General features: G+C 66.5%; 28 protein-coding genes. 14 read left to right on the forward strand and 14 right to left on the reverse strand.

The window, feature by feature from the left end; genetic code table 11:
• Positions 1 to 22: 22 nt before the first annotated feature.
• From recR to rmuC, 3 genes are all read left to right on the forward strand, one after another.
• Complete coding sequence (recR, locus tag B7L05_RS06410) at positions 23 to 619, forward strand: recombination mediator RecR (RefSeq protein ID WP_085809474.1); 597 nt, start codon at positions 23 to 25, stop codon at positions 617 to 619.
• A 31-nt stretch (positions 620 to 650) separates the two neighbouring features.
• Complete coding sequence (gene def / locus B7L05_RS06415; RefSeq protein WP_085809475.1) at positions 651 to 1,187, forward strand: peptide deformylase; 537 nt, start codon at positions 651 to 653, stop codon at positions 1,185 to 1,187.
• 63 nt (positions 1,188 to 1,250) lie between these two features.
• On the forward strand, positions 1,251 to 2,636 hold the full coding sequence (rmuC, locus tag B7L05_RS06420; protein WP_085809476.1) for a DNA recombination protein RmuC: 1,386 nt from the start codon (positions 1,251 to 1,253) through the stop codon (positions 2,634 to 2,636).
• A 51-nt stretch (positions 2,637 to 2,687) separates the two neighbouring features.
• Here rmuC and eda read toward each other — a convergent pair whose 3' ends face one another.
• The 8 genes from eda to B7L05_RS06460 all read right to left on the reverse strand — a co-directional run bounded on the left by eda (position 2,688) and on the right by B7L05_RS06460 (position 10,129).
• Entirely contained in the window at positions 2,688 to 3,293 is a 606-nt protein-coding gene (gene eda, locus B7L05_RS06425) for a bifunctional 4-hydroxy-2-oxoglutarate aldolase/2-dehydro-3-deoxy-phosphogluconate aldolase (protein WP_085809477.1), read from the reverse strand.
• Positions 3,290 to 4,258: a glucokinase gene (gene glk, locus B7L05_RS06430; RefSeq protein WP_085809478.1), complete on the reverse strand. Its 969-nt coding sequence runs from the start codon at positions 4,256 to 4,258 to the stop codon at positions 3,290 to 3,292. Before glk ends, eda begins: the two co-directional genes overlap by 4 nt.
• A 16-nt stretch (positions 4,259 to 4,274) precedes the next feature.
• Positions 4,275 to 6,101, reverse strand: coding sequence for a phosphogluconate dehydratase (gene edd / locus B7L05_RS06435; protein ID WP_085809479.1), 1,827 nt, complete (start codon positions 6,099 to 6,101; stop codon positions 4,275 to 4,277).
• Between the two features lie 151 nt (positions 6,102 to 6,252).
• A complete protein-coding gene (gene pgl / locus B7L05_RS06440) occupies positions 6,253 to 6,960 on the reverse strand; it encodes a 6-phosphogluconolactonase (protein WP_085809480.1) in 708 nt (235 codons plus the stop codon).
• A gap of 101 nt (positions 6,961 to 7,061) precedes the next feature.
• Complete coding sequence (zwf, locus tag B7L05_RS06445) at positions 7,062 to 8,525, reverse strand: glucose-6-phosphate dehydrogenase (protein WP_085809481.1); 1,464 nt, start codon at positions 8,523 to 8,525, stop codon at positions 7,062 to 7,064.
• Positions 8,526 to 8,587: 62 nt separating this feature from the next.
• The gene (gene argC / locus B7L05_RS06450; protein ID WP_085809482.1) at positions 8,588 to 9,502 is read right to left on the reverse strand and encodes an N-acetyl-gamma-glutamyl-phosphate reductase; all 915 of its coding nucleotides are present in this window, start codon (positions 9,500 to 9,502) and stop codon (positions 8,588 to 8,590) included.
• The gene (locus B7L05_RS06455) at positions 9,499 to 9,873 is read right to left on the reverse strand and encodes an SH3 domain-containing protein (protein WP_256926638.1); all 375 of its coding nucleotides are present in this window, start codon (positions 9,871 to 9,873) and stop codon (positions 9,499 to 9,501) included. Before B7L05_RS06455 ends, argC begins: the two co-directional genes overlap by 4 nt.
• Positions 9,809 to 10,129: a MarR family transcriptional regulator gene (locus B7L05_RS06460; protein WP_085809803.1), complete on the reverse strand. Its 321-nt coding sequence runs from the start codon at positions 10,127 to 10,129 to the stop codon at positions 9,809 to 9,811. The genes B7L05_RS06455 and B7L05_RS06460 overlap by 65 nt, the downstream gene beginning before the upstream one ends.
• Before the next feature lie 251 nt (positions 10,130 to 10,380).
• Here B7L05_RS06460 and secG point away from each other — a divergent pair, with 251 nt between their 5' ends.
• From secG to B7L05_RS06475, 3 genes are all read left to right on the forward strand, one after another.
• On the forward strand, positions 10,381 to 10,770 hold the full coding sequence (gene secG / locus B7L05_RS06465) for a preprotein translocase subunit SecG (protein WP_085809483.1): 390 nt from the start codon (positions 10,381 to 10,383) through the stop codon (positions 10,768 to 10,770).
• 85 nt (positions 10,771 to 10,855) lie between these two features.
• Complete coding sequence (locus B7L05_RS06470; protein WP_085809484.1) at positions 10,856 to 12,490, forward strand: CTP synthase; 1,635 nt, start codon at positions 10,856 to 10,858, stop codon at positions 12,488 to 12,490.
• Complete coding sequence (locus B7L05_RS06475; protein WP_085809485.1) at positions 12,483 to 13,076, forward strand: NUDIX hydrolase; 594 nt, start codon at positions 12,483 to 12,485, stop codon at positions 13,074 to 13,076. Before B7L05_RS06470 ends, B7L05_RS06475 begins: the two co-directional genes overlap by 8 nt.
• 82 nt (positions 13,077 to 13,158) lie before the next feature.
• Here the strand turns inward: B7L05_RS06475 and B7L05_RS06480 are convergent, their stop codons facing one another.
• Positions 13,159 to 13,629, reverse strand: a complete 471-nt coding sequence (locus B7L05_RS06480; RefSeq protein ID WP_085809486.1) for an Hsp20 family protein — start codon at positions 13,627 to 13,629, stop codon at positions 13,159 to 13,161.
• 533 nt (positions 13,630 to 14,162) lie between these two features.
• Between B7L05_RS06480 and B7L05_RS06485 the strand changes: the two genes are divergently transcribed.
• The 5 genes from B7L05_RS06485 to dnaE all read left to right on the forward strand — a co-directional run bounded on the left by B7L05_RS06485 (position 14,163) and on the right by dnaE (position 20,765).
• Positions 14,163 to 15,413, forward strand: coding sequence for a lipoprotein-releasing ABC transporter permease subunit (locus B7L05_RS06485; RefSeq protein WP_085809487.1), 1,251 nt, complete (start codon positions 14,163 to 14,165; stop codon positions 15,411 to 15,413).
• On the forward strand, positions 15,406 to 16,080 hold the full coding sequence (locus B7L05_RS06490; RefSeq protein WP_085809488.1) for an ABC transporter ATP-binding protein: 675 nt from the start codon (positions 15,406 to 15,408) through the stop codon (positions 16,078 to 16,080). Before B7L05_RS06485 ends, B7L05_RS06490 begins: the two co-directional genes overlap by 8 nt.
• Positions 16,077 to 16,673 carry a GNAT family N-acetyltransferase gene (locus B7L05_RS06495; protein WP_085809489.1) on the forward strand — a complete coding sequence of 199 codons (597 nt, stop codon included), beginning with the start codon at positions 16,077 to 16,079 and terminating at the stop codon, positions 16,671 to 16,673. The genes B7L05_RS06490 and B7L05_RS06495 overlap by 4 nt, the downstream gene beginning before the upstream one ends.
• A complete protein-coding gene (locus B7L05_RS06500) occupies positions 16,670 to 17,149 on the forward strand; it encodes a glutathione peroxidase (protein ID WP_085809490.1) in 480 nt (159 codons plus the stop codon). Before B7L05_RS06495 ends, B7L05_RS06500 begins: the two co-directional genes overlap by 4 nt.
• A 121-nt stretch (positions 17,150 to 17,270) precedes the next feature.
• Positions 17,271 to 20,765, forward strand: a complete 3,495-nt coding sequence (gene dnaE, locus B7L05_RS06505; protein ID WP_085809491.1) for a DNA polymerase III subunit alpha — start codon at positions 17,271 to 17,273, stop codon at positions 20,763 to 20,765.
• An 18-nt stretch (positions 20,766 to 20,783) separates the two neighbouring features.
• Here dnaE and B7L05_RS06510 read toward each other — a convergent pair whose 3' ends face one another.
• The 5 genes from B7L05_RS06510 to B7L05_RS17390 all read right to left on the reverse strand — a co-directional run bounded on the left by B7L05_RS06510 (position 20,784) and on the right by B7L05_RS17390 (position 23,313).
• Positions 20,784 to 21,866 (reverse strand): PA0069 family radical SAM protein, encoded by a 1,083-nt coding sequence (locus B7L05_RS06510; RefSeq protein ID WP_085809492.1) that lies wholly within the window; start codon positions 21,864 to 21,866, stop codon positions 20,784 to 20,786.
• A 31-nt stretch (positions 21,867 to 21,897) separates the two neighbouring features.
• Positions 21,898 to 22,104 carry a DUF2842 domain-containing protein gene (locus tag B7L05_RS06515; protein WP_085809493.1) on the reverse strand — a complete coding sequence of 69 codons (207 nt, stop codon included), beginning with the start codon at positions 22,102 to 22,104 and terminating at the stop codon, positions 21,898 to 21,900.
• Positions 22,101 to 22,640 carry a 5-formyltetrahydrofolate cyclo-ligase gene (locus B7L05_RS06520; RefSeq protein WP_085809494.1) on the reverse strand — a complete coding sequence of 180 codons (540 nt, stop codon included), beginning with the start codon at positions 22,638 to 22,640 and terminating at the stop codon, positions 22,101 to 22,103. The genes B7L05_RS06515 and B7L05_RS06520 overlap by 4 nt, the downstream gene beginning before the upstream one ends.
• A 188-nt stretch (positions 22,641 to 22,828) precedes the next feature.
• A complete protein-coding gene (locus B7L05_RS06525; protein WP_085809495.1) occupies positions 22,829 to 23,128 on the reverse strand; it encodes a cell division protein ZapA in 300 nt (99 codons plus the stop codon).
• Positions 23,128 to 23,313, reverse strand: a complete 186-nt coding sequence (locus B7L05_RS17390) for a hypothetical protein (RefSeq protein ID WP_085809496.1) — start codon at positions 23,311 to 23,313, stop codon at positions 23,128 to 23,130. The genes B7L05_RS06525 and B7L05_RS17390 overlap by 1 nt, the downstream gene beginning before the upstream one ends.
• A 146-nt stretch (positions 23,314 to 23,459) precedes the next feature.
• On the opposite strand from B7L05_RS17390, the gene gap reads away from it, so the two are divergent.
• From gap to B7L05_RS06545, 3 genes are read left to right on the forward strand one after another with little or no spacing between them, the layout of a single operon-like run.
• Positions 23,460 to 24,461: a type I glyceraldehyde-3-phosphate dehydrogenase gene (gap, locus tag B7L05_RS06535; RefSeq protein WP_085809497.1), complete on the forward strand. Its 1,002-nt coding sequence runs from the start codon at positions 23,460 to 23,462 to the stop codon at positions 24,459 to 24,461.
• Positions 24,461 to 24,997: an MOSC domain-containing protein gene (locus B7L05_RS06540; protein ID WP_085809805.1), complete on the forward strand. Its 537-nt coding sequence runs from the start codon at positions 24,461 to 24,463 to the stop codon at positions 24,995 to 24,997. The genes gap and B7L05_RS06540 overlap by 1 nt, the downstream gene beginning before the upstream one ends.
• Entirely contained in the window at positions 24,919 to 26,112 is a 1,194-nt protein-coding gene (locus B7L05_RS06545; RefSeq protein WP_085809498.1) for a phosphoglycerate kinase, read from the forward strand. Before B7L05_RS06540 ends, B7L05_RS06545 begins: the two co-directional genes overlap by 79 nt.

The raw sequence follows: 26,112 nt of genomic DNA on the forward strand, positions 1-26,112 counted from the left end.
CAACCCCCTATCTGTTCCTTCGATGGCATCACAGGAGATCGAGGCGCTGACGGGCGCGCTGGCGCGGCTGCCTGGCCTTGGGCCGCGGTCGGCACGGCGCGCAGTCCTGCACCTCGTCAAGAAGCGCGAGGGCGCGTTGATTCCGCTGCTCGCGGCGCTTCAGGCGGTTGACGAGCGGCTCACCACCTGTTCGATCTGCGGCAACGTCGATACGACCGATCCGTGCGCGATTTGCGCTGATATGCGGCGCGACACGCGCGCACTGTGCGTGGTTGAGGAAGTGGCGGATTTGTGGGCGCTCGATCGCTCGCGCCTGTTCCCTGGGCGGTTCCACGTGCTCGGTGGGCGGCTGTCAGCGCTGGAGGGCGTGCGGCCGGAGGATCTCGCGATCGATCAGCTCGTCCGGCGGATCGAGGCGGGCGGGATCGACGAGGTGGTGCTGGCGATGAATGCGACGCTCGAGGGACAGACCACCGCGCATTACATCGCCGAGCGGCTCGAGCGCTTCCCGGTGCGCCTTACCCAGCTGGCGCATGGCCTGCCCGTGGGGGGCGAGCTCGACTATCTCGACGAGGGGACGCTGGCGCAGGCGCTGCGGGCCCGACGTCCCGTCGCTTGATTCGCCGGCGCGCGGCCAATATCTGGCGCGCATGGCCGTACTTTCCATCGTCGAGATCCCTGATCCCCGCCTTCGCCTCGTCTGCGCCCCCGTCGAGACGATCGACGATGAAGTGCGTCAGCTTGCCGATGACATGATCGACACGATGTACGACGCCCGCGGGATCGGACTAGCCGCGATCCAGGTCGGCGTCTCGCGGCGTGTGGTGGTGATCGACCTGCAGGAGCGCGTCACCGAGGACGAGGAGAAGCCGGAGGCAATCCGCGATCCGAAGGTGTTCATCAATCCGGAGCTCGTCTCGGTATCCGAGGAAACATCGCGCTATAGCGAGGGGTGCCTTTCGATCCCCGAGCAATATGCCGAGGTCGAGCGGCCCGCGAGCTGCCGCGTCGCGTGGCTCGATCTCGAAGGGGCGCGTCACGAGGAAGAGATGAGCGGGCTGATGGCGACGTGCATGCAGCACGAGATCGACCATCTGAACGGTGTTCTCTTCATCGACCATATCACGCGTCTGAAGCGCGACATGCTGCTCAAGAAGCTCGCAAAGATGCGCAAGAACGCCGCCTGATCGCGCTTGCCCGCGCGCTGAGCGGCGGGTAGGTTCGCGCTTCGTTCTTGTGCGGGGTGCGGTGTGGACTCGGTCGTTCTCGTTCTCGTGATCCTCGCGCTGCTCGCCGGTCTCGCGGCGGGTTGGTGGCTCGCGAACCGCGGCGTTGCCGTGCTGCGTGCCGAGCGCGATGCGCGCGCTGAGGAGGCAAAGCGCGCGATCGTCGATCTCGCCGGCGCGGAGGAGCGTGCAAGAACGGCCGACAGCCTCCGCGCCGAATTGGCGGCGGTTCGCGCCGACCGCGACGGCGCGCGTGGCGACGTTGCGCGGCTCGAGGCGGAGGCGCGCGGGTTCGATGCGCGACTGGCGGAGCTGCGCGAGGCGAAGGATGCGCTAGCGGCGCAGTTCAGCCAGGTCGGCCAGACATTGCTCGCCGAAGCGCAGGACCGCTTCCTGCAACGCGCCACCGAGCGGTTTCGCGAATCGGAGGAGACCGCCGGGCAAAACCTTCGCGCGATGCTTCAGCCGGTCAGCGATCGTCTGCAACGCTACGAGGAGGGCGTCGCCAAGGTCGAGGCCGAGCGGCGCGATGCGTTCGGGGAGCTGCGCGGCCAGATTGAGCAGATGCGCGTCGGACAAGAGTCGGTGCGCAGCGAGGCCGCCAAGCTCGTCAACGCGCTGCGCAATGCACCTAAGGCGCGCGGCCGCTGGGGCGAACAGCAGCTGCGCAACGTGTTGGAGAGCTGCGGGCTGTCCGAACATGCCGATTTCGCGACCGAAGTGTCGGTGACCGATGCCGACGGTGCGCGCTTCCGCCCGGACGTGATCGTGCGCATTCCGGGCGGCAAATCGCTGGTGATCGACGCCAAGGTGTCGCTCAACGCCTATCAGGATGCGTTCGGTGCGGTCGACGACGCCGAACGGCTCGCGGGATTGACCGCGCATGCGGCGGCGATGCGCGCGCACGTAAACGGACTTGGCGCCAAGGCCTATTGGAACCAGTTCGACGACGCACCCGACTATGTTGTGATGTTCGTGCCGGGCGAGCATTTCTTGTCCGCCGCGCTCGAGCACGATCCGGTGCTGTGGGACTATGCGTTCGAGCGCAAGGTGCTGCTCGCCACGCCGACCAACCTGATTGCGATCGCGCGCACTGTCGCAGCGGTATGGCGGCAGGAGATGCTGGCGAAGGAGGCGCGCGAGATCGCGCAGCTCGGCAAGGACCTGTATGCGCGGCTGGCGACGATGGGCGGGCACGTCGCGAAGCTCGGCAAGAACCTCGACACCGCGATGACCGCGTACAATCAATTCGTCGGCAGTCTCGAATCGCAGGTGCTGACGCAGGCGCGGCGCTTCGAGACGCTCAAGATCGATACCGCGGGCAAGAGCATCGAGTCGCTGCCGGCCGGCGAGCAGAATGCGCGCGCGCTGACCAAGCTGGTCAGCGGCATGGACGAGGCAGCGGAGTAGGGGGTCCTCCGATTCGCCGTCAGAGTGCCGACGGCGTCGACGGCAAGGGTGTTAGCCGCGCAACGCAGAGGCGGCGCGCGCCTTGGCCTCGATCTCCGCCGGCGTGCCGCCGGCGACCCAGCTGCCACCCACGCACAGCACGCGATCGAACGCGAGCCACGTCGCGGCGGTGTCCTCAGTGATACCGCCGGTCGGGCAGAAGCGGCATTGGTAGAAGGGAGCGGCGAGCGCCTTGAGCGCCTTCAGCCCGCCCGACGTTTCCGCCGGGAAGAACTTGAAATGCGTCAGCCCTAAGTCGAGGCCGCGCATGATGTCACCTGCCGTCGCAACGCCGGGTAGGTACGGGACACCGCTGGCGACGATTGGCGCGGCGAGCCGCTCGGTCAGTCCGGGCGATACGATGAATTCGGCGCCGGCGTCCATCACCGCCTCGAACTGCTCGGCCGAGACGACGGTGCCGGCGCCGACGATCGCGCCTGGCACGCGCTTCATCTCGCGGATCGCGTCAAGCGCGGCGGGGGTTCGCAGCGTCACTTCGAGTACGGGCAGCCCGCCGGCAACCAGTGCCTCCGCGAGCGGGCGCGCCGTCGCGACGTCGTCGATCACCAAAACGGGGATGACCGGCGCGGTGCGCATGATGTCGTCGATCGTGGTCATGCGCCATGCTCCTGCGCAAAGGCGGCTGCGGCCCCGAACAGACCCGGCTGCGGATGGGTGATGAGCTTGACCGGGATGCCGGCCATCATCGACTGGAACCGCCCCTTGGCAACGAAGCGCTGGTCGAAGCCCGATCGGATCAGCCGGTCCTTGATTCGCAGGCCGAGCCCGCCGGCAATGACGACGCCGTTCGCACCGTGCGCCAGCGCGAGATCCCCGGCGGTGGCGCCGAGCGCGAGGCAGAAGCGATCGAGGGCGGCAAGCGCGATCGAATCGGTGCCCTCTAGCGCCTCGCGCCAGATCGCCTTGTCGTCGCGCGTCGGCACGGGCCGCCCCTCCATCTCGGCGAGCGTCTCGTAGATTGCGACGATGCCGGGCCCGGCACAGATCCGCTCGGTGGACACGCGCGTGAAGGTGCGGCGAAGGCGCTTCAAGATCGCGTCCTCGATCGGATCGAGCGGCGCATAGTCGACGTGCCCGCCCTCGGTGGGCAGGACGTGGTAGCCGGCATCGATTCGGAAAACCTGCGCAACCCCTAGCCCGGTGCCAGGGCCGCACACCGTGATGACACCGCGCGCCGGAAGTGCGGTATCGGGGCCGCAAAGATGCTCGAAATCGTCGGCGGGTAATTGCGCCACCGCGTGGCCGATCGCGCCGAAATCGTTGACGATCGTGTAGGTGTCCGCGCCCAGCCGCTCGGGGATCAGCGATGGGCGGATCACCCACGGATTGTTGGTCATCCGGATGACGTCGCCAGTGATTGGCGAGGCGACCCCGATCGCCGCCGCGCGCGGTACGGGCCGGTCGAGCTTTTTCTCGAACGCCTGCCACGCCGTCTGCAGGCTGGCGTGTTCGGCCGTCTTGAGCGTGACCGGCTCGCCGAGCGCGACGACACGGCCGTCGGCTACTTCAGCGATCGCGAAGCGGGCGTGCGTTCCGCCGATATCAACCGCTATGACGTCCATTGCATCCCCTTTCGGTCTAAAGCGCCGCGCCGGCAAAAATGGCGGATGCGCCGCGTTCTGCCTCGTCCGCTTGTGCGCGGAACAGGCCGAACAGCTCGCGCCCGAAACCGTCGGCTGCCGCCGGAGCGGAGGCTGGCAGCCGGGCCGCCCACTCGTCGGCGTCGACCAGCGCATCGAGCGTGCCCGCGACCGCGTCGACGCGGATTATGTCACCGTCGCGGATCAGACCGATCGCGCCGCCCGTGCCATCGGCGCCGGGCAACGCCTCGGGCGACACGTGGATCGCCGCCGGCACCTTGCCCGACGCGCCCGACATCCGGCCGTCGGTGACGAGGGCGACGCAGTAACCCTTGTTCTGCAACACACCGAGTGGTGGCGTGAGCTTGTGCAGTTCGGGCATGCCGTTAGCGCGCGGGCCCTGAAAGCGGACGACCACGATCACGTCGCGATCGAGTTCGCCGCGCTGGAACGCCGCCAGCACCTCGGCCTGATCGGCGAACACGGCGGCAGGCGCTTCGACGATCCAGCGATCGCGCTCCACTGCCGACACCTTGATGCAGGCGCGGCCGATATTGCCGGCGAGGATGCGCATCCCGCCATCGGGTGAGAACGGATCGGCCGGGGTGCGCAGAATGGTATCGTCGCCGCTCGGGCCGGGATCGCGCCAAGCGAGGGTGTCGCCTTCCAGCATCGGCTTGGAGGCGGCGTCGGCGAGCGTGCCGCTGCCCGCCGTCAGGATATCGCCGTGCAGATGCCCGCTCGCCAGCAATTCGCGGATCACGAATGCCATGCCGCCCGCCGCTTCGAAGCCGTTCACGTCCGCCGCGCCGTTGGGATAGACGCGCGCGATCAGCGGCACTGCGCTCGACAGACGGTCCATGTCCTCCCAGTCAATTACGATCCCGGCAGCGCGCGCGATTGCGGGCAGGTGCAGCAGGTGATTCGTCGAGCCGCCGGTGGCGAGCAGCCCCACCGCGGCGTTGACGATCGAGCGCTCGTCGACGCAATGGCCGATCGGGCGATAGTCCGACCCGCGCCAGCCGAGCTCGGCGACGCGATGCACCGTGGCGCGCGTCAGCGCCTGGCGCAGCTTGGTGCCCGGATTGACGAAGGCGGCGCCGGGAACGTGCAGCCCCATCACCTCCATCATCATCTGATTGGTGTTGGCGGTGCCGAAGAAGGTGCAGGTGCCCTGCGTGTGATAGGCGGCGATCTCGCTGTCGAGCAGCTCCTCGCGGTCCGCCTGGCCGCTGGCGTAGCGCTCCCGCACCGTCGCCTTGGCCTTGTTCGACAATCCCGACGGCATCGGCCCGCCCGGTACCAGCAGCATCGGCAGGTGGCCGAAACGCAGCGCGCCCATCAGCAGGCCGGGGACGATCTTGTCGCAGATGCCGAGCAGTAGCGCGCCTTCGAACGTGCCGTGGCTGAGCGCAATCGCGGTGGACAGCGCGATCGTGTCGCGGCTGAACAGCGACAGCTCCATCCCGGCATAACCCTGCGTTACGCCGTCGCACATCGCCGGTACGCCGCCCGCGACCTGTGCCGTCGCGCCGATCTCGCGCGCCCAGACCTTCATCTGCTCGGGATAGCGATAATAGACCGCGTGCGCGGAGAGCATGTCGTTGTAGGCGGTAACGATGCCGATGTTCATCGCCTGACCGGCCTTCATTGCCGGCCGGTCCTCCTCCGTCCCGGCATAGGCGTGCGCGAGATTGGCGCAGCCGAGCATTGGGCGCCCGATCCACTGCTCGCGCTCGCGAGTGAGCAGGTCGAGGTAACGCGTGCGCCCCTCGCGCGAGCGCGCAATGATCCGATCGGTGACGGCACTGACAATGGGGTTCATCGTTCCCACTTCCGTTCACCCCGTTCGAACGCCGGATCAGGCCAACTGGTGCCCGCGGCGGCTATGCCTGGCGAGCGACCATCACTTCAGCCCCAGCGTGCCCGATGACGCAATGCGAATACGTATGTGCCGGCGTCGTCCTTCCCGTGCGTCACTCCGCCCAGTGGATGTCGACCGGCAGCTCGGCATCGGCCAGGACGCGGCCGATCGGATAGCGCGAGCCTGCGCCCTGCTTGATCGCATCCTCGATAACCTTGCGCTTGGCGGCGCCGGTGACCGCGATCATCAGCGCCTTCGCCGAGATGATCCCGGCCCGCGACAGCGAGACGCGCGGCACCGGCGCTTCCTGTGGCAGCGGATCGGGCATCACGCCGAGCGCGCGGCGCTCACGTGGGCCGTTCAGCGCTTCCTCGAAATCCGGTCCAGGGAAGATCGATGCGGTGTGGCCGTCGCCACCGACGCCGAGCAGGCACAGATCGAGCGGCCAGTGCAGGTCCTGCATCAGTGCATCGGCCGACCGGCCCGCCGCCTTGTAGTCGGCGGTCGCGGAAGGGACGATCGGCATCACACGTGCGCCCTTTGGGATGAACGTCTTGCCTATCATCGTCACGTTGCTGAGCGGATCGCCCAGCGCCACGATCCGCTCGTCGGTCGGCACGATGGTCACGCGCTTCCAGTCGAGCTTGGCGGCGGCGAGCTTCTGATAGATCGGCACCGGGGTCTTGCCCCCCGCGAGCGCGACTACCGCGGCACCGCGCGCTTCGATCGCGCTCTCGATGATGAACTGCACGTCACCCGCGACTGCCGCCGCCATTTCGGCCGCGTCGTCATATTCCCACCATTCGATCTCGTCGCTCATCACTCTGCTTTCAAAAAATCCGTCGGATCATGCGCTGCGAAGCGCCGGCACGTTCGAGCCTCAACGCTTCAAACGGCCGATCGCGGCGAAGGTTCGCTGGCTCAATCGTCCTGCCAGCTGACGCCGTCGCGCTCGGTGAGCGCGATCGAGGCGGCCGGGCCCCAGGTGCCGGCGCTATAGTGCTTCGGCTTCATATCGTTCGCCTTCCAGCCCTCTCGGATCGCGTCGATCCAGGTCCACTGCGCCTCCACCTCGTCGCGACGGACGAACAGCGTCTGATCGCCCTCGATCAGGTCGAGCAGCAGGCGTTCGTAGGCGATGCGGCGGCGCGTGCCGGCGAATTCGGCATCAAGGCTGAGGTTTAGCGGCACCTCGCGCAGGCGGATGCCGTCGCGGTCGAGCCCCGGCTCCTTCGCCATCACCAGCAGCTGGATATATTCCTCGGGCTGCAGGCGGATGACGAGCATGTTAGGTTGCAGCAGGCCGCCGCGCCCCGAGAACATCGAGTGCGGGACCGGCTTGAACTGGATCGCAATCTCGCTGCGCCGCGTCGGCATGCGCTTGCCGGTGCGCAGGTAGAAGGGCACGCCCTGCCAGCGCCAATTGTCGAGGTGCGCCTTGATCGCGACGAACGTCTCGGTGTGCGAATCCTTGCCGAGCTCCTCATCATAGCCCTTGACGATCTCGCCCTTCACCGCGCCGCCGAGATATTGGCCGATGACGGTGCTGCCGGGTACTTCCTCCGGCTTGAGCTGGCGCAGCGAGCGGAACACCTTGGCCTTCTCGTCGCGGATTTCGGTGACGTCGTAGCGCGCGGGTGGCTCCATCGCGATCAGCGCGACGAGCTGGAGCATGTGGTTCGCCACCATATCGCGGAGCGCGCCGGCGCCGTCATAGTAGCTCGCGCGATCCTCCAGCCCGACCGTTTCGCTGACGGTGATCTGGACGTTGTCGATGCCCTGCGCGTTCCACACCGGCTCGAAGAAGGAATTGCCGAAGCGCAGCGCGAGGATGTTCTGCACCGTCTCCTTGCCGAGATAGTGGTCGATGCGGAAGGTGCGCTCTTCCGGGAAGGCGGTGGCGACGGTGTCGTTGATCTCACGGCTGGAGGCGAGATCATAGCCGAGCGGCTTCTCCAGCCCGATCCGCACCGTCTCACCAGCGAGCCCGGCCTTGTCGAGGCCGTGGATCACCTGTTCGAACAGCGACGGCGCGGTCGAAAGGAAGATCGCAAGCCCGCCTGAGACGTCGCCAACCTTCGCCGCCAGCTGATCGTAGTGATCGAGATCGGTCGCATCGAGCGGCTGGTATTGCAGCCGCTTGAGGAAGGACGCGATCTTGCCCTTGTCCTTGCGGTCGTCCGGCAGGAATTCGTCGAGCGCGTCGCGCGCGAACTTGCGGTAGCTTTCGTCGTCGTGGTCCGAGCGTGCCGTGCCGGTGATCGTCAGCGCGTCTGGCAGCAGATTGTCGGCGTCGAGGCCGTACAGCGACGGCAGCAGCATACGCTTGGCCAGATCGCCCGTCGCGCCGAACAACAGAAGCTTGGCTACCGGATCGCGTTGCATGACTGCTCCTTAGGTCGTTCGATCAGGGTCGTTCGGTAGGCCGGCCACCATGGGCAGCGGCGTCAGACCACCAGCCCGGTCATCGGATCAGCGCCGATCATCAGGTTCAGATTCTGCACCGCCGCGCCGGCTGCGCCCTTGCCGAGATTGTCTAACATCGCGACGAGCCGCGCCTGTGTGCCGCCGGAATCGGTGAAGGCCCACAGGTCAAGCCGGTCGTTGGGCACGGCATGTTCGGCCAGCAGCAGCTCGTCGGGCTGATCGTCGTGGACGGTGACGAGCGGTGCGGCGTCGAACGTGGCGTGTAGCGCGCCAAGTATCGCGTCGCGCGACGGCGGAACGGGGAGGGCGGCGATCGGCAGCGGCACTTCGACGATCATGCCGCGGAACGCACGGGTGACATTGGGGGCAAACAGCGGCGGGTGGGTGAGCCCGGCGTGGCGCTGCATTTCCGGTATGTGCTTGTGCGCGAGTGAAAATCCGTAGCCGCGATAAGCGAGATCTTCCTCCGCTGCGAAGCGCGCGATGAGCGCCTTGCCACCGCCCGAATAGCCCGAGACGGCGTTGACGGTGAGCGGCCAATCGGCGGGCACGAGCCCCGCGCGAACCAGCGGCGCGACGAGCGCGAGAAAGCCGGTTGGGTAGCAGCCGGGATTGGACACGCGCGTGGCATTCGCGACATCGAAACCGAGTTCGGGAAAGCCGTAGGTCCACCCGTCGGCGACGCGGTGCGCGCTAGACGCATCAATCACGCGTGTTGCGGGATTGTTGATCAGCGCCACCGCCTCACGCGCAGCATCGTCGGGCAGGCAGAGGATCACCACATCGGCGTCGTTGAGCGCGGCGCGGCGCGCGTCGGCGTCCTTGCGACGATCATCGGGAAGCGTGCCCAGCGTCAGGTCCTCGCGTCCCGAGAGTCGCTCGCCGATCTCGAGACCAGTGGTTCCGACCGCTCCGTCGATGAAGACGCGCGTCATGCCGGCTGGCCGAGTGCGTCTGCGTCGAGATAGCCGACGAAACCGCTTGCCGGCGCCACGCCCCAAGCGATGGCGCCCGTCACGTCGAGCAGCTCGAACACGTCGCCGGCGTGCAGCGTCACGAGCACGCCGCCGTCGGGCTTGCGGTCCGCGCGCAATGCCGCGTCGTGGACGAGACGGAAGGGGACGGCTTCGGCATAGTGCGGCGCGAAAACTTTCTCGGCGAGCCGGACGTCGGCGATATCGGGGCGGATCGCCTCGCGCGTCGGATCGAAGGCGCGCGATCGCCCGGTGAGCGCGAACGACCTACGCGCTGGCGCGGCGCTGGGGAGCTTCCTCTCCCTCGCCGATGAACTGACCGAACTCCTCAAGAAAATCTGCCCCTTCGGATGTGCGTGCGACGAAGATGTTGCGTTTGTCGCTGTCGTCACGCTGACGCCGCAGATAGCCGAGCGCGCCGAGCCTGTTCAAGGCGCGAGTAACGACCGGTTTTGAGACGTTGAGAATACGCGCCAACCCGCGCACCGTGTGCGGCCCGGGTTTTAGGTAGACGACGAGCAGCAGCGCCATTTGACGGTTGGTCAGATCGGGTTCGCCGGAGCGGACGTAATCGACCAACGTCTTCATCCATGAGCTCAGCTCTGTATTCATGAAGCTCGCCACGGTTTATCTTCCGGGTTCGGGGCTCGGATGGTCCGGCCGTTCGCGAGAGTTAACGTCCTCCCGCGCCACTGGTTTCAGTCCCGTGACGAATTCGCGACCGGTTGCGGCAGGGCGCGCGCAGTGCCGGCGGGTCGACGGCGGCAGTTGATCGCGCGGGGGGCTCGCCCTATGTGCGCGCATCCGCTTCGGGCGGCCGGCCAACAATCGAGATTTGCATGTTCACCTTCCTTCTCGTCCTTCAGGCGATCATCGCCGCCGCTCTCGTGACGGTGATCCTGATGCAGCGGTCGGAGGGCGGCGGCCTCACTAGCGGTGGCAGCCCCTCGGGGCTGATGTCGGCGCGCGGTGCGGCCGATTTCCTGACGCGCGCGACGGCGGTCCTAGCGAGTGCGTTCGTGCTACTGTCGATCGGGCTGGCGGTGCTCGCCGCGACTCGCGGCGGTACCAGCGTCGATACCTCGCTTGAGCGGACCGTGCCCGTCGCCGCACCGGCGCCCGCCCCCAAGGCTGACGGCGCGCCCTTCGCGGGGGCGCAGGATGAGGCCGCGCGGGCCGCGGCGAATGCGACAACGCCGGCCGACAACGGCGTGCCGCTCGCCAACTGATCGTGCCGCTTCGCCGGTTTCGCGGCGCCTGCGGATGCGCAGGCGCTTGTTTCCCATGCCTGTTAAAGAGTAGTCCGATATCCCCATGGCGCGGTTCATCTTCATCACCGGCGGCGTGGTCTCCTCGCTCGGCAAAGGCCTGATGGCGGCAAGTCTGGCAGCGTTGCTGCAGGCGCGTGGCTATCGCGTGCGGATCCGCAAGTTCGATCCCTATCTCAATGTCGATCCGGGGACGATGAGCCCGTATCAGCACGGTGAGGTCTACGTTACCGACGACGGCGCCGAGACCGATCTCGATCTTGGCCATTACGAACGCTTCACCGGCGTAGCCGCACGACAGAGTGACAACGTGACGTCGGGCCGCATTTATCAGCAGATCATCCAGCGCGAGCGGCGCGGTGATTATCTGGGCGCAACGGTGCAGGTGATCCCGCACGTCACCGACGCGATCAAGGCGTTCGCCAAGGATCAGACCGACGATCTCGATTTCGTGCTGTGCGAGATCGGCGGCACGGTGGGCGACATCGAATCGCTGCCGTTCATCGAGGCGATCCGTCAGCTCAAGAACGAGGTCGGCCGCGGCAACGCGATCAGCGTCCACGTGACGCTGGTGCCGTATATCGCTGCGGCGGGCGAGCTGAAGACCAAGCCGACGCAGCATTCGGTGCGCGAACTCGCCGCGCTCGGTGTGCAGCCCGACGTGCTGGTTTGCCGCTGCGAGAAGCCGCTGCCGCCGTCGGATCGCGCCAAGATCGCGCTGTTCTGCAACGTGCCCGAAACCGCCGTCATCCCGGCGTTGGATGCAAAGAGCATCTACGCCGTTCCGCTTCAATATCATGGCGAGGGGCTCGATACCGAGGTGCTGCGCGCGTTCGGCATCACGCCGTCGTCGGCGCCCGACCTGTCGCGCTGGACCGAGATCGTCGATCGTCTGACCAATCCCGAGGGCGAGGTGACGATCGGGGTCGTCGGCAAGTATGTCGGGCTGCAGGACGCGTACAAGTCGCTCAACGAGGCGCTGGTGCACGGCGGCATCGCCAATCGCGTCAAGGTCAACATCCGCTGGATCGACGCAGAGCTGTTCGAAAACGACGATGCGGAGATCGCCGCGCATCTCGAGCCGTGCGACGCCATCCTCGTGCCCGGTGCCTTCGGCGAGCGCGGTGCGGAGGGCAAGATCGCCAGCGTCCGCTTCGCCCGCGAGCGCGAGATCCCGTATTTCGGCATCTGTTTCGGCATGCAGATGGCGTGTGTCGAGGGCGCGCGCGACCTGGCGGGGATCAAGGACGCGTCGTCGACCGAGTTCGGGCCGACGAGCGAGCCGGTCGTCGGGCTGATCACCGAGTGGATGGGACGCGACGGGCTCGAGAAGCGCGAGGCGGAGGGCGACCTCGGCGGCACGATGCGGCTCGGCGCGTACGAGGCGAAGCTCGACGGGAACAGCGTCGTCGGTTCGATCTACGGCGACACGACGATCTTCGAGCGGCACCGCCACCGCTACGAGGTTAACACCGGCTACAAGGAAGCGCTCGAGAAGGGCGGACTGGTCTTCTCCGGCATGTCGCCAGACGGCACGTTGCCCGAGATCGTCGAGCGACCAGACCATCCGTGGTTCGTTGGTGTGCAATTCCACCCCGAGCTGAAATCCAAGCCGTTCGACCCACATCCGCTATTCGCGAGCTTCATCGGCGCCGCGGTGAAGCAGAGCCGGCTTGTCTGACGACATCGACCTGCCGCCGTGGCGGGTCGAGGCGTCGCGCTACGTCATCGACGATCGGTGGTTGCGCGTGCGCGCCGACGATTGCGTGACGAGTGATGGGGTGCGGATCGCGCCGTTCTTCGTCACCGAACATCCCGATTGGGTGATCGTCGTGGCGATCGACGATGAAGGATGTTTGCTGCTCGTCGATCAATATCGCCACGGCTGGGGCGTTGTCTCGCGCGAGCTGCCGACCGGCGCGATCGATCCGGAGGATGCCGACATCGTCTCTGCAGGCCAGCGCGAGCTGCTCGAGGAGACGGGATATGGCGGTGGAGCGTGGCGACTTGTTGCGACGCTCGCTCCCAATCCCGCCAACCAGTCTAACCGTTGCCACGCGGTCCTCGCGACCGGTGTCACCAAGTTCGCGGAGCCCGAAGATGCGCCGACCGAGCGGCTGCGGTTGGTGCGGAGCGAGATTTCCACAGCCATGGCGCTCGGCAGGAACGGCGGCATCGTTCAGGCGATGCACGTAGCGGCGCTTGCGATCGCGCTACCTGATCATTGGTCGTCGGCTGGCGCTGTAACTGGGCGGCTATCGACATGACGAAGGCGCCCGAGCCGATCGGCCCGGACGCCCCACGACGCCTCTCAAGGGAGCAAAAAGGCGCCGAACCGTCGCGCCGACGTTACGCCGCCTGAGCGGTGTCCGTGTCGCGCTTGTCCTCGACCACCGTCGGCTTCTGCCCGGTCTTGATCGAGATGCTCTTGGGCTTCATCGCCTCGGGCACTTCGCGGACCAGATCGACGACGAGCAGGCCGTCATTCAGCCGCGCGTCCTCAACGAAGACGAAGTCGGCGAGCTCGAAGCGGCGCTCGAAGCTGCGCGTGGCGATGCCGACATGCAGGAAATTCGGACCGTTCGCCTTGTCGTCCTTCTTGCCGGCGACGAGCAGCAGATTCTGCTGCGCCGTGATTTCGATTTCATCACGCGAGAAGCCGGCAACCGCGAGCGTGATGCGGTAGCGATCCTCGGCGAGCCGCTCGAGATTGAACGGGGGATAATTTTCGGTCGTCGCACGGGTATTGGCTTCGATGAGGTCAAACAGACGGTCAAAGCCGATGGTCGAACGACGATAGGGGGTAAGATCCAGACGCATCTTCCAAGTCCTCCAATGAGCGAGTTGAAAAGCAGCAACGTGCACGGCGGCCCCGCTGCTGTCTGCGCGGCCCGAAGCAGCGCCGCACGAGAGGGATTTGGTACCGACAAAACCGTTTTCAAGGGTCGCGGCATGCCGACATCTGGGCTCGTAGGACGGGCGATGCCATCCCTCGGTTGATCAGTTGCCGATGGGCAAACAACGAGGTGGCCCCGCAAGAAGATCGCAAGCATCAGGAGGCAGGTACTGTCGGCTGCAAAAGCAAACGCCCGGGTCGTTTCCGACCCGGGCGCCTGCGTGACGATCACTCGTCAGCCCCCTTTATTGCTCCCGCCCGCACGCCTTTACAGGCGGAGCTGAAAGCTTTTTCCCCGAACCACGGCCGTTGCCTGTGTGCCAGTGGCTTGTTGCTAGGTCGGGGCTCTGCTCGTGTCCACCAAAATGAACGGGAGCTAAACCGAATGCGGCGAGCGTGTGACGATTCCGCAACAGCGCCGTTGCCAGCGAAAGGCGGCGTGGGTAGAGCCCGCGGCATGATCCTGTCGCGCTACGAACGAATGATCGCGCGGCGCTATCTGCTTCCCGGTCAGGGCGAACGCTTCATCGTTCTCGTCGCAGGCTTCAGCCTCGGCGCGGTGATGCTGGGTGTCGCGGCGCTGGTGATCGTGATGAGCGTCATGAACGGCTTTCGCGCCGAACTGTTCGACAAGATCGTCGGGCTGAACGGCCATGCGGTGGTGCAGGGCATCGGCGGCCGGCTGACCGACTGGCGCGACGTCGTGCGACAGGCGGATGCGACCCCGGGGGTGACGCGCGCGGTGCCGCTGGTCGAGCAGCCGCTGATGTCGACCTACAACGGACGGGTCGAGGCGGTGTTGGTGCGCGGCATGCGCGTGTCAGACATTCGCGGCAATTCGGCGATCGGCCGCAACGTCATCACTGGCAGTATCGCGTCGCTGACGCCGGGATCGAACCGCGTCGCGCTCGGCTCGCGGCTGGCAGAATCACTCGGCGCCACCGTCGGTTCCGAGATTACGCTGATCAATCCGGCGGGTCAGACGACGCCGTTCGGTACCGTACCTCGCTACGTCAACTATACCGTCGCCGCGGTGTTCGAGATCGGCGTCTACGATTACGACAAGGCCTATGTCATCATGCCGATGGAGGATGCGCAGACGCTGCTTCTGCTCGGCGACGCGGTGGGGATGATCGAACTCGACACGGTCGACGCCGATCGCGTCGGCCAGATCCTCGCGCCGCTGGCGGAGAAGGTCGGGCGGTTTGCGGTGGTGAGCGACTGGCGGCAGATGAACGCGCAATTGTTCGAAGCGCTGGCGGTCGAGCGTGTCGCGATGTTCGTGGTGCTGTGCATCATCATCCTCGTCGCGGCGTTCAACATCGCCTCGTCGCTGATCATGCTGGTCCGTGCGAAAACGCGCGACATCGCGATCCTGCGTACCATGGGTGCGACACGTGGCGCGATGATGCGGATCTTCATGTCGGTCGGCGTCGCGATCGGTCTGCTCGGCATCGTCGCCGGGCTCGCGCTCGGCGCCATCTTCCTGTTCTATCGCCAGGCGGTGGTAAATTTCGTCCAGCTCGTCACCGGGCAGAATTTGTGGGACCCCTCGATCCGCTACCTTACCGAGCTGCCGTCGAAGCCGGATCCGGTAGAGATCGTCGCGATCGTGCTGATCACCGCTTTGATGACTTTGCTTGCTACGGTGTATCCCGCGTACAAGGCGGCGAGCACCGATCCCGTTCAGGTGCTGCGCTATGAGTGAGCCGGTTCTCGCGACGCGCGGCCTGTCGCGCAGCTTCACGCAGGGGGGAGAGACGATCGCGGTCCTGCGCGGTGTCGATTTGGCGGTTCAGCCGGGCGAGATCGTTGCGCTGCTCGGCCCGTCTGGGTCGGGCAAGTCGACGCTGTTGCAGGCCGTCGGGCTGCTCGAGGGCGGGTTCGACGGCTCGATCCGCATTGCCGGCGCGGAGGCGGCCAAGCTCGACGCGCATGGGCGCACGGTGGTGCGGCGCGACTCGCTCGGCTTCGTCTATCAATTTCATCACCTGCTGCCCGATTTCGACGCACGCGAGAACGTCGTGCTGCCGCAGCTTATTCTCGGGGCTACGCGCGAGGCGGCAGAGGCGCGGGCGGCGACGCTGCTGACCGCACTTGGGCTGGGACACCGCCTGTCGCATCGGCCGAGCCAATTGTCGGGCGGCGAGCAGCAACGCGTTGCGGTGGCGCGCGCACTCGCCAATCGCCCGGCGCTGGTGCTCGCCGACGAGCCGACGGGCAATCTCGACGAGAATACCGCCGACCGCGTGCTCGCCGAATTCCTCCGGCTGGTGCGCGAGGAAGGCTCCGCCGCGCTCGTCGCGACGCACAACGAGCGGCTTGCGGCGAAGATGGACCGCGTCGTTCGCCTGCACGAGGGCGTGCTGCAGTGAGCGCGTGGCGTGACGCGCCCGTGCTCATCGGCCGTCACGTTCGCCTGCGTCCGCTCGCGGCGGCGGACCGCGACGCGCTTTCCGCTGCGGCCGCGGGGCTCACCGATCTGTTCTTCGCCAATGTTTCGGGGCTAGCGGACCCCGATCGCTTCATGGCGGCGGCGCTGAAGGAGCGCGACTATGGCCGCGCGATGCCCTTCGCCGTCGAGACGCCCGATCGCGCGATCGTCGGGCTCACGCGTTTCATGCGGATAAGCGAGGCGCACCGCCGCGTCGAGATCGGCGGCACCTTCTACGCTCCTTCCGTGCAGCGCAGCGGCGTCAATACCGAAGCGAAGCTGCTGCTGCTCGGCCACGCATTCGACGTGCTCGGCTGCAACGTGGTGCAGATCCGCACCGACTGGTTCAACCGCGCCTCGCAGCGCGCGATCGAGCGGCTGGGCGCAAAGCGCGACGGCGTGCTGCGCTCGCATCAGGTAATGAACGGGCGCGTGCGCGATATCATCGTCTACTCGATCATCGCGGGTGAATGGCCGGGGGTGCGTCAGAACCTGCAGCATCTACTGGCGCGGCATGAAGGGGAGGGGCGATGAGCGCGATCACCGATTTTGAAGTCAGAGCGGCCAACGGCAGCGCCGCCTCGCTGGCTGAATATCGCGGCAAGGTGCTGCTGATCGTCAACACCGCCTCGAAATGCGGGTTCACGCCGCAATACGCCGGACTGGAAGCGCTGCACCGCGACTATGCCGATCGCGGCTTCGAGGTGCTCGGCTTCCCGTGCAACCAGTTCGGCGCGCAGGAGCCGGGCGACGCGGCGGAGATCGCCAACTTCTGTTCGCTGACCTACGACGTGACCTTTCCTGTCTTCGCCAAGATCGACGTCAATGGCCCTTTGGCCGATCCGCTGTTCGAACGCCTCAAGGCCGAGGCGCCGGGGCTGATGGGATCGAAGGCGGTGAAGTGGAACTTCACCAAGTTCCTGGTTGATCGTAATGGGCAGGTGGTCACCCGCTATGCGCCGACGACCAAGCCCGAGGACATTCAGCGCGACATCGAGAAGCTGCTCTAGCGCCTTGTCCGCTCGGCGCGTCTGATCGGCACGCATCCGAGGGGCGCGCAACTCGCGCTAATCCACAGGCTTTGCGCGCCCGGCGCTGGCGGAATCAGCGGCAAGTCCCTAGCCTATGGGCATGTCGCATTCCGGGTTCGTGCCGCTTCGTATTTTCTCGTCCTACACTATGCTCGACGGTGCGATCGAACCGAAGGCGATCGCCAAGCAGGCTGCCAAGCTCGGCTTCCCCGCCGCCGGATTGACCGATCGCAACGGGCTGTACGCAGCGATGGCCTTCTCCGACGCGTCATTCGATGCAGGCGTGCAGCCGATCATCGGGACGATGCTGGGCGTGGCGCGGCCCGACATGCCCGAGGGCGTCGCACCGATCGTCGATTGGATCGCGCTCTACGCGCAGGACGCGCGCGGCTACGACAACCTCTGCGAATTGGTCAGCCGCGCGCATCTCGACCGGCCGATCGATCTCGCGCCGCACGTCGCATTCGAGGCGCTGGCGCAATGGTCCTCCGGCCTGATCGCGCTGACCGCAGGCGGGGAAGGCGGGCTCGCGCGCCTGTTCGCCGAGGATCAGCCCGATCGCGCGCAGCGCTATGCCGATCGGTTGTCCGTGATTTTCGACGATCGCCTCTATGTCGAATTGTCGCGGCGTGGCGAATTAATCGAGGAGCGAGCGGAGGCGGCGCTGATCGATCTCGCCTACCAGCGCGATCTGCCGCTCGTTGCGACCAACCCTTGCTGTTTCTCCGAGCGGGCATTCGGCGACGCGCATGATGCGATGCTGTGCATCGCCAATTCGACCTACGTCGAGAGCGAAGACCGGCCCCGCAGTTCGCCCGACGCGTGGATGAAACCGGCCGACGCGATGCGCGCGCTGTTCGACGATCTGCCCGAAGCGATCGAGAACACGCTGGTCGTCGCCCGCCGCTGCGCGATCGCTGCCCCCAAGCGCGCGCCGATCCTGCCGAGCCTGGCGGGCGATCGCGAGGGCGAGGCGGCGATGCTGCGCACTGAGGCGCACGCCGGGCTCGACGCGCGGCTGGCGCGGATCGCCGAGCTCGCGACCGAACCGCTCGCCGACGGGTGGCAGGCGGCATATCGCACGCGGCTCGATTTCGAGCTCGACGTCATCATCCAGATGGGGTTTCCGGGTTACTTCCTGATCGTCGCAGACTTCATCAAATGGGCGAAATCGCACGACATTCCGGTTGGCCCAGGGCGCGGATCGGGCGCTGGCTCGGTGGTCGCCTGGGCGCTGACGATTACCGATCTCGATCCGCTCCAGCTCGGTTTGCTGTTCGAGCGCTTCCTAAACCCCGAGCGCGTCTCGATGCCCGATTTCGACATCGACTTCTGCGAAACGCGGCGCGGCGAGGTGATCCGCTACGTGCAGGAGAAATACGGTCGCGATCAGGTGGCGCAGATCATCACCTTCGGTAAGCTCAAGGCACGCGCGGTGCTGAAGGACACTGGGCGCGTTCTGCAGATGAGCTACGGCCAGGTCGATCGTCTCGCCAAGCTCGTGCCCAATCATCCGACCGATCCCTGGACGCTCAAGCGCGCGATCGACGGGGTTGCCGAACTGCACCGCGAATACGCCAACGACAATCAGGTGCGCCACCTGCTTGACCTCGCGATGCAGCTCGAAGGGCTGCCGCGCCACTCCTCAACGCACGCGGCGGGCGTGGTGATCGGCGACCGCCCATTGTCGCAGCTCGTGCCGCTGTATCGCGATCCGCGCTCCGACATGCCCGTCACGCAGTTCGACATGAAATATGTCGAGGGCGCTGGGCTGGTGAAGTTCGACTTCCTCGGCCTGAAGACGCTGTCGGTTCTGAAGCGTGCGCTGCAACTGCTTACGAAACGGGACATTCACGTCGATCTCGATGCGCTGACGTGGGACGACGAAGCCGTCTACGCTCTGTTGCAGAAGGGCGATACCGTGGGCGTCTTCCAGCTAGAATCCGAGGGCATGCGCCGCACGCTGTCGGCCGTGCGACCGACCAACTTCGGTGACATCATCGCGCTCGTCTCGCTGTACCGCCCGGGCCCGATGGACAACATACCGGCTTTCGGGCGGCGCAAGCAGGGGACGGAAGCGATTGAATATCCGCATCCGCTGCTCGAACCGATCCTGGCGGAGACGTACGGCATCTTCGTCTATCAGGAGCAGGTGATGCAGGCCGCGCAGGTGCTGGCCGGTTATTCGCTCGGCGGCGCCGATCTGCTGCGCCGCGCGATGGGCAAGAAGATCAAGGCTGAGATGGACGCGCAACGTGCCACGTTCGTCGAGGGCTGCGCGGCGGCGAACCAGATCCCGGCCGATCGCGCCAACGCGCTGTTCGACTTGATCGACAAGTTCGCCGGCTACGGCTTCAACAAGAGCCACGCGGCCGCCTATGCGCTGCTCGCCTATCAGACGGCGTGGCTGAAGGCGCATTACCCGCACGAGTTTTTCGCCGCGTCGATGGCGTACGATATTCACCAGACCGACAAGCTCGCGATCTTCTGCGACGATATGCGAAGAATGCAGGTCAAGTGCCTGCCGCCAGACATCAATCGTAGCCAGGCCGACTTCGATGTCGAGGTCGACGCGGAGGGGCCGGCAGTGCGTTACGCGCTTGCCGCTCTCAAATCGGTCGGCGAGGGTGCGATGGAGAAGCTGGTCGCTGAGCGAGCGGCGAGCGGCGCGTTCGCGAAGCTCGATAATCTGGCGCACCGCGTTGATCCCCGACTGATCAACAAGCGCCAGCTTGAAACCCTCGCCGCGGCGGGCGCCTTCGACTCGATCGAGCCTAATCGCGCCGGCGTTTTCGCCGTGGCCGAAACGATGCTGGCGGTTGCGGCGCGGACGCACGATGCACGCACCAGCGGGCAGGGTGGGCTGTTCGGCGATGCCGAGCCAGCGGGAGATGCGATCAAGCTTCCCGCCTCGGCGCGCTGGACCATGGCCGAGCGGATGGAGCAGGAGAAGGAGGCGTTCGGCTTCTATTTCTCGGCGCATCCGGTCGACCGACACGCGCATCTCGCGAAAAGCCACGGCGCGCGCCTCTACACGGCGCTTGCCGAACTCGCGATTCCGGACGACGGAACGCGCGCCGGCGCGACGATGGCGGTGCTGGTCGAGGAAGCGCGCTGGCGCACCTCGGCGCGCGGCAAACGATATCTGATGGCGACGCTGAGCGACCAGAGCGGGCAATTCGTCGCGACGTGCTTCGACGATGCAGTGGCCGGCGATCTTGAGGAAGCGGCGCGGGCGGGGGGCTGCGGACTCGCGACCGTCGAGCTCGACCGGCGACCGGGAGAGGAAACGCCGCGCGTGACGGTGAAGCGTATCCAGCCGTTCGAGACGCTGGCGTCGCTCGCTCGCTTCGTCGTCGAGGTGGTGATCGATGCGCCCGTGGCGATGCCGGCGCTCGCGGCGATGCTCGAGCATCAGCGCGGCGCGCGTGGTGAGGTGATCGTACGCGCTCCGGTGGCGAACGGCGAAGCAACGGTGCTGCTCGGGCGCGACTTCCTACTCGACATCGAGCTGGTTCAGCAGATCGAAGGGCTGCCGGGCGTCACCGAGGTGACGCTGCGCCAGTCGGAGACGCGGCTCGCGCTGGTGAGCTGAAGACAGTCCGGTCGCCGCTCAGAACAGCTCGCCCTGCGGCCCGCGCGGCGGGTGGAAGAGATCGGTGCGCAGCTGCATCTTCTCGCGGTTCTGATCGATGCCGTGCTTGCGACGCGCGATCAGGAAGCGGGTACGCAGCAGGTCCGCCCACGGCCCCTGTCCGCGCATCCGGGTGAAGAAGCCAGGATCGTTGTCGCGTCCCCCACGCAGCGACTGGATCGTCGCCATCACCTTGTTCGCGCGATCGGGGAAATGCGTGTCTAGCCAGGCGCGGAACAGCGGCGCGACCTCCCACGGCAGCCGCACGGGGATGAACGAGACGCCGCGTGCTCCCGCCGCTGCGGCGCGTTCGACCACCGCCTCTACCTCGTTGTCGGTGATAGCGGGGATGATCGGCGCCATGTTGACGTAGACCGGCACGCCGGCGTCGGCGAGCGTACGCACCGCCGCCAGTCGGCGCTCCGGGTGTGGCGCGCGTGGCTCAATCGTCATCGCGATCCGCGGATCGAGCGACGTAACCGAGATCGCAACCCCGGCAAGGCCCTTTGCCGCCATCGGGGCGAGCAGATCGAGATCTCGCACCACCCGGTTCGACTTGGTGGTGATCATCACCGGATGGTTGCATTCGGACAAGATCTCGAGCAAATCGCGCGTGATGCGCCACGTTGCTTCGATCGGCTGATAGGGATCGGTGTTGGTCCCCATTGCGATCGGCGCGCAGCGATAACCCGGCTTAGATAGCTCGACGCGCAGCAATGCCGCCGCATCGGGCTTCGCGAACAGCTTGGTTTCGAAATCGAGCCCAGGCGATAGATCGTGGAAGGCGTGGCTTGGGCGCGCGAAGCAGTAGATGCAGCCGTGCTCGCAGCCGCGATAGGCGTTGATCGAACGGTCGAACGGTACATCCGGCGACGTGTTGCGCGCGATGATTGTCTTGGGCCGCTCTACCGTAACCGTGGTGCGAATGGGCGGCGGGGCGCCGTCGATCGCCTCGCGCTCATCGAGCCAGTCACCGTCCGCCTCGGTTTGCGGCAGGTTGAAGCGCGCGCTTTCCGCGTTCAGCGTCGCGCCGCGCGCGACTCGTTTGAATGGCTGCGCCATGCGCAGGAACGTATCAGGAACATATGTGGCGTCAACGCGAGTTGCCAGTCTCCATCCAGCGAAGCAGCGGCTTGAGTGGGGTAATCCACACGATGCCGGTGACGACGTAGAACACGAGCTGCGCGATCCAGTGCCAGCCGCCGATCACGTTGGAAAAGCTGACAATGACGATGCACCAGACAAGGATCAGCGTGAGGATCGCGAGCATGCCGACCGGTTTGCGCCACGATGGCGTCATGCTTCTATCCAATCGTTCTCGGTGATGATGGCGTGGAGCGGAACATCCCACGGATCCGTGGGGATGTGTTCGACGTGCTGTACGGCAAAGGCGATGCCGATCCGCCGGGCGTTCGGATAGGCCGCGAAGGCGCGATCGTAGTGGCCCGCGCCTTGGCCCAGTCGGGAGAGGCGGCGATCGAACGCGACGAGCGGGGTCAGAATGATATCGGGAGCGACGGGTGCCGCGCTGTCGGTCGGTTGGGAAAGCCCGAAGGGGCCGACACTGAGCGTCTGCCCGATTTGCCAGGTGAGGAAGCGCAACGGCGTCACCTTGTCCACCACATACGGTAGCGCCAGCGTGCAGCCAGCGGCCCGTGCCGCTTCGTGCAGCGGCGCAGGATCGGCTTCGCCGCCGATCGGCTTGTAGCTCGCCACCGTTAAATCCGGCGCGAGCAACGCCCGAAAGGACGCCGGAACGCGGAAGGCCGGGCGCTCGTCGCCCAGGGCGGCGCGTGCAGCGCGGGCCGCGCGTCTGATTGCCTGCTTGTCGATCACGTTCGGCTCAGCGGAAGAGGGTGACGGGACCGCCGTGGCCGTTTGCCGGGATATCCACTGACGCCCAATACGTCAGGTGGGGACCATGTACGTCGGACCAGGGTCCGGGCAGGGACAGCCCCCTAGGATGATGAATAGCCTCAGGGATAGTTGCTGGCTCGCACCGGGCAGTACCCGTCACGCACAATCTAGTCATTGTCGGGCAGATGCTCAAGGGCGGCGGCGAGCGCCTCGAGCCGATCGGCGACATAGGCGAGCGGGGCATCGTCCGTCGCCGGCGGCGCGCTCTTCGCGTCGTTCAGCTCGTCGGCGAGCATCAGCGCGATCAGCAACATCGCGCGCGCGACGTTGGCATCGCCGGCGGCGCGCTGCGCACGGTCCCACCGCGCCTCGATCATCGCGCCGAGCTTCTGCACCTGCGCTTCCTCGCCGTCGCGGCAATTGACCGGCCAGCGACTGCCGCCGATCTCGAGCGTCACGCGCGCCATCAGCCGGCATCCTTTTCGAACGCGGCGAGCGTCTGGTCGATCGCGGCGACGGTGGCGGTGACTTCCTGGCGCAGCGCTTCGTGCCGGGCGCGCAGCGCCAATTCGTGACGGGCACGCCGATCCAGCGCCGCCTCGATGCGCCTGATCGCGGCATCAATCCGCGTCACAGCGTCGTTATTTGTCATGATGTTGGATTACGGTGCTGCCACGGCGTCGGCAAGCCCCGATCCGGCAGCAGGGCAGGGGCGGCCTCGCGGGCGTGGTTGACGCGTGGCGCATCACTCGCGCAAAGGCGCGCCTATTATTCGGGACGAGCGGAGAATCGGGCGGCATGACGAAGGTTGCGATCAACGGTTTCGGGCGCATCGGCCGCCTGGTGGCGCGGGCGATGCTGGAGCGCGGCGGCGATCTGGAACTGGTGACGATCAACGATCTCGCCGACGCGAAGTCCAACGCGTGGCTGTTCAGCCGCGACAGCGTCCATGGCCGCTATCCCGGTACCGTGGTGGCGGAGGGCAACGATCTCGTCATCGACGGCAAGCACATCCGCGTCACCGCCGAGCGTGATCCCGCGAACCTGCCGCACAAGGAACTGGGCGTTGACTTGGTGCTCGAGTGCACCGGCTTCTTCACCGATCGCGCGAGTGCGCAAAAGCACATCGATGCCGGCGCGAAGAAGGTGCTGATCTCGGCGCCGGCGAAGGGCGTCGACCTCACCGTTGTCTACGGTGTGAACCACGACAAGCTCGAGGCGAGGCATGCGATCGTCTCGAACGCGTCGTGCACCACCAACTGCCTGGCACCCGTCGCCAAGGTGCTGAACGATGCGATCGGCATCGAGCGCGGCCTGATGACGACGATCCACGCCTACACCAACGATCAGAAGATCCTCGACCAGATCCACCCCGATCTGCGTCGCGCCCGCGCCGCGGCGATGAACATCATCCCGACGACGACCGGCGCCGCGCGCGCGGTGGGAGAGGTGCTGCCCGAACTGAAGGGCAAGCTCGACGGTTCGGCAGTGCGCGTTCCCGTCGCCGACGGCAGCCTCGTCGACCTCACCTTCACGCCGAAGCGCGACACCAGCGTCGAGGAAGTCAACGCGCTGCTCAAGGCCGCCGCGGAAGGCCCGATGGAAGGCGTGTTGTTCTATTCGGACGAGCCGCTGGTCTCGATCGACATCGTCCACACACCCTATTCGTCGACCGTCGACAGCCTGGAGACGGCGGTGATCGACGGCAAGCTCGTCCGTGTCGTCAGCTGGTACGACAACGAATGGGGCTTCTCGAACCGCATGGTGGATACCGCCGCGCTGATGGCGAAGCTGGGGTAATGCCGATTGGCCGCCTCGCCGGGATCGCGCGTCATGCGTTTCCGAAATCGCCGATGGAGGTGATTGAGGCGGCCGAGGTGACGCTCGAAGGCGGCATCGCGGGCGATTATCGCGGCGCGATGAAGGGTAAGCCGTACAAGCGGCAAGTGACGCTGATCGAGCGCGGGGACTGGGACGCAGCCATGGCCGACGTTGGCCATGCGCTGCCTTGGCAGGAGCGGCGCTCGAACCTGCTCGTCGACGGGCTCGATCTGCCGCAGGTCGCCGGTGCGCGGCTCCGCATCGGCGCCGACGTGATCCTAGAGGTGACGCGCGAGACCGATCCGTGCGAGCGGATGGAAGCACTCGCCGACGGGCTCAAGGCGGCGCTTGCGGGCGATTGGCGCGGCGGTGTGTGTACAAAGGTGGTGCACGGCGGCCGGATCACGGTCGGCGATGAGATCAGGATCGAGGAATCATGGCTAAGTCATTCCGCACGCTCGACGATATCGGCAGCGACATCCGCGGCAAGCGAGTCCTCGTCCGCGAGGATCTGAACGTCCCCTTCGCCGATGGCGTGGTGACCGACGACACGCGGCTGCGCGCGACGCTGCCGACGGTGCTCGAACTCGCCGACAAGGGCGCGATCGTGCTGATCCTGGCGCACTTCGGCCGTCCCAAGGGCGTGCCGACGCCGGAGATGTCGCTGGCGCAGATCGTCAAGCCGTACGAGGCGGTGCTCGGCCGAGCCGTCCGCTACGTCGACTGGGAAGGCGACGCGGCGAACGTCGCGACGCTTCAACCGGGCGATATCGCCGTGCTGGAAAATACGCGCTTCTTCGGTGGCGAGGAGAAGAACGCCGGCGACGTGATCGATCGCTTCGCCGTGCTGGGCGACTTCTACGTCAACGATGCCTTCTCGGCCGCGCATCGTGCTCACGCCTCTACCGAGGGGCTCGCCCACCGGCTTCCGGCCTTCGCGGGCCGCGCGATGGAGGCAGAACTCGATGCGCTGCAGAAGGCGCTTGGCGAGCCCGAACATCCCGTCGCCGCTGTCGTCGGCGGCGCCAAGGTGTCGACCAAGCTCGATGTGCTCAAGCACCTTGTCGGCAAGGTCGATCACCTCATCATTGGCGGCGGCATGGCCAACACCTTCCTCGCTGCGCGCGGCGTTAATGTCGGCAAGAGCCTGTGCGAGCATGATCTGACCGGCACGGCGGAAGAGATCCTCGATGCCGCCGATCGCGCCGGCTGCACGGTGCATCTGCCGTACGACGTGGTGGTGGCGAAGGAGTTCAGGCCGAACCCGCCGACGCGCACCGTCAACGTCCATGAGGTTGCGCCTGACGAGATGATCCTAGACGTCGGCCCCTCGGCGGTTGAGGCCTTGGGCGACGTGCTCAAGAATTGCCGCACGCTCGTATGGAACGGGCCGATGGGCGCGTTCGAGACGGCGCCGTTCGATACCGCCACCGTCGCGCTCGCCAAGACGGCGGCAGCACTGACGGTCGACGGCAGCCTCGTATCGGTCGCGGGCGGGGGCGACACCGTCGCCGCGCTCAATCACGCCGGCGTGGCCGACGACTTCACCTTCGTCTCGACTGCGGGCGGCGCCTTTCTCGAATGGATGGAAGGGCGCGAGCTACCCGGCGTCGCGGCGCTGGCGCGCTGA

The sequence above is a fragment of the Sphingomonas sp. TZW2008 genome, from assembly GCF_002117915.1.
Taxonomy (GTDB): Bacteria; Pseudomonadota; Alphaproteobacteria; order Sphingomonadales; family Sphingomonadaceae; genus Sphingomonas.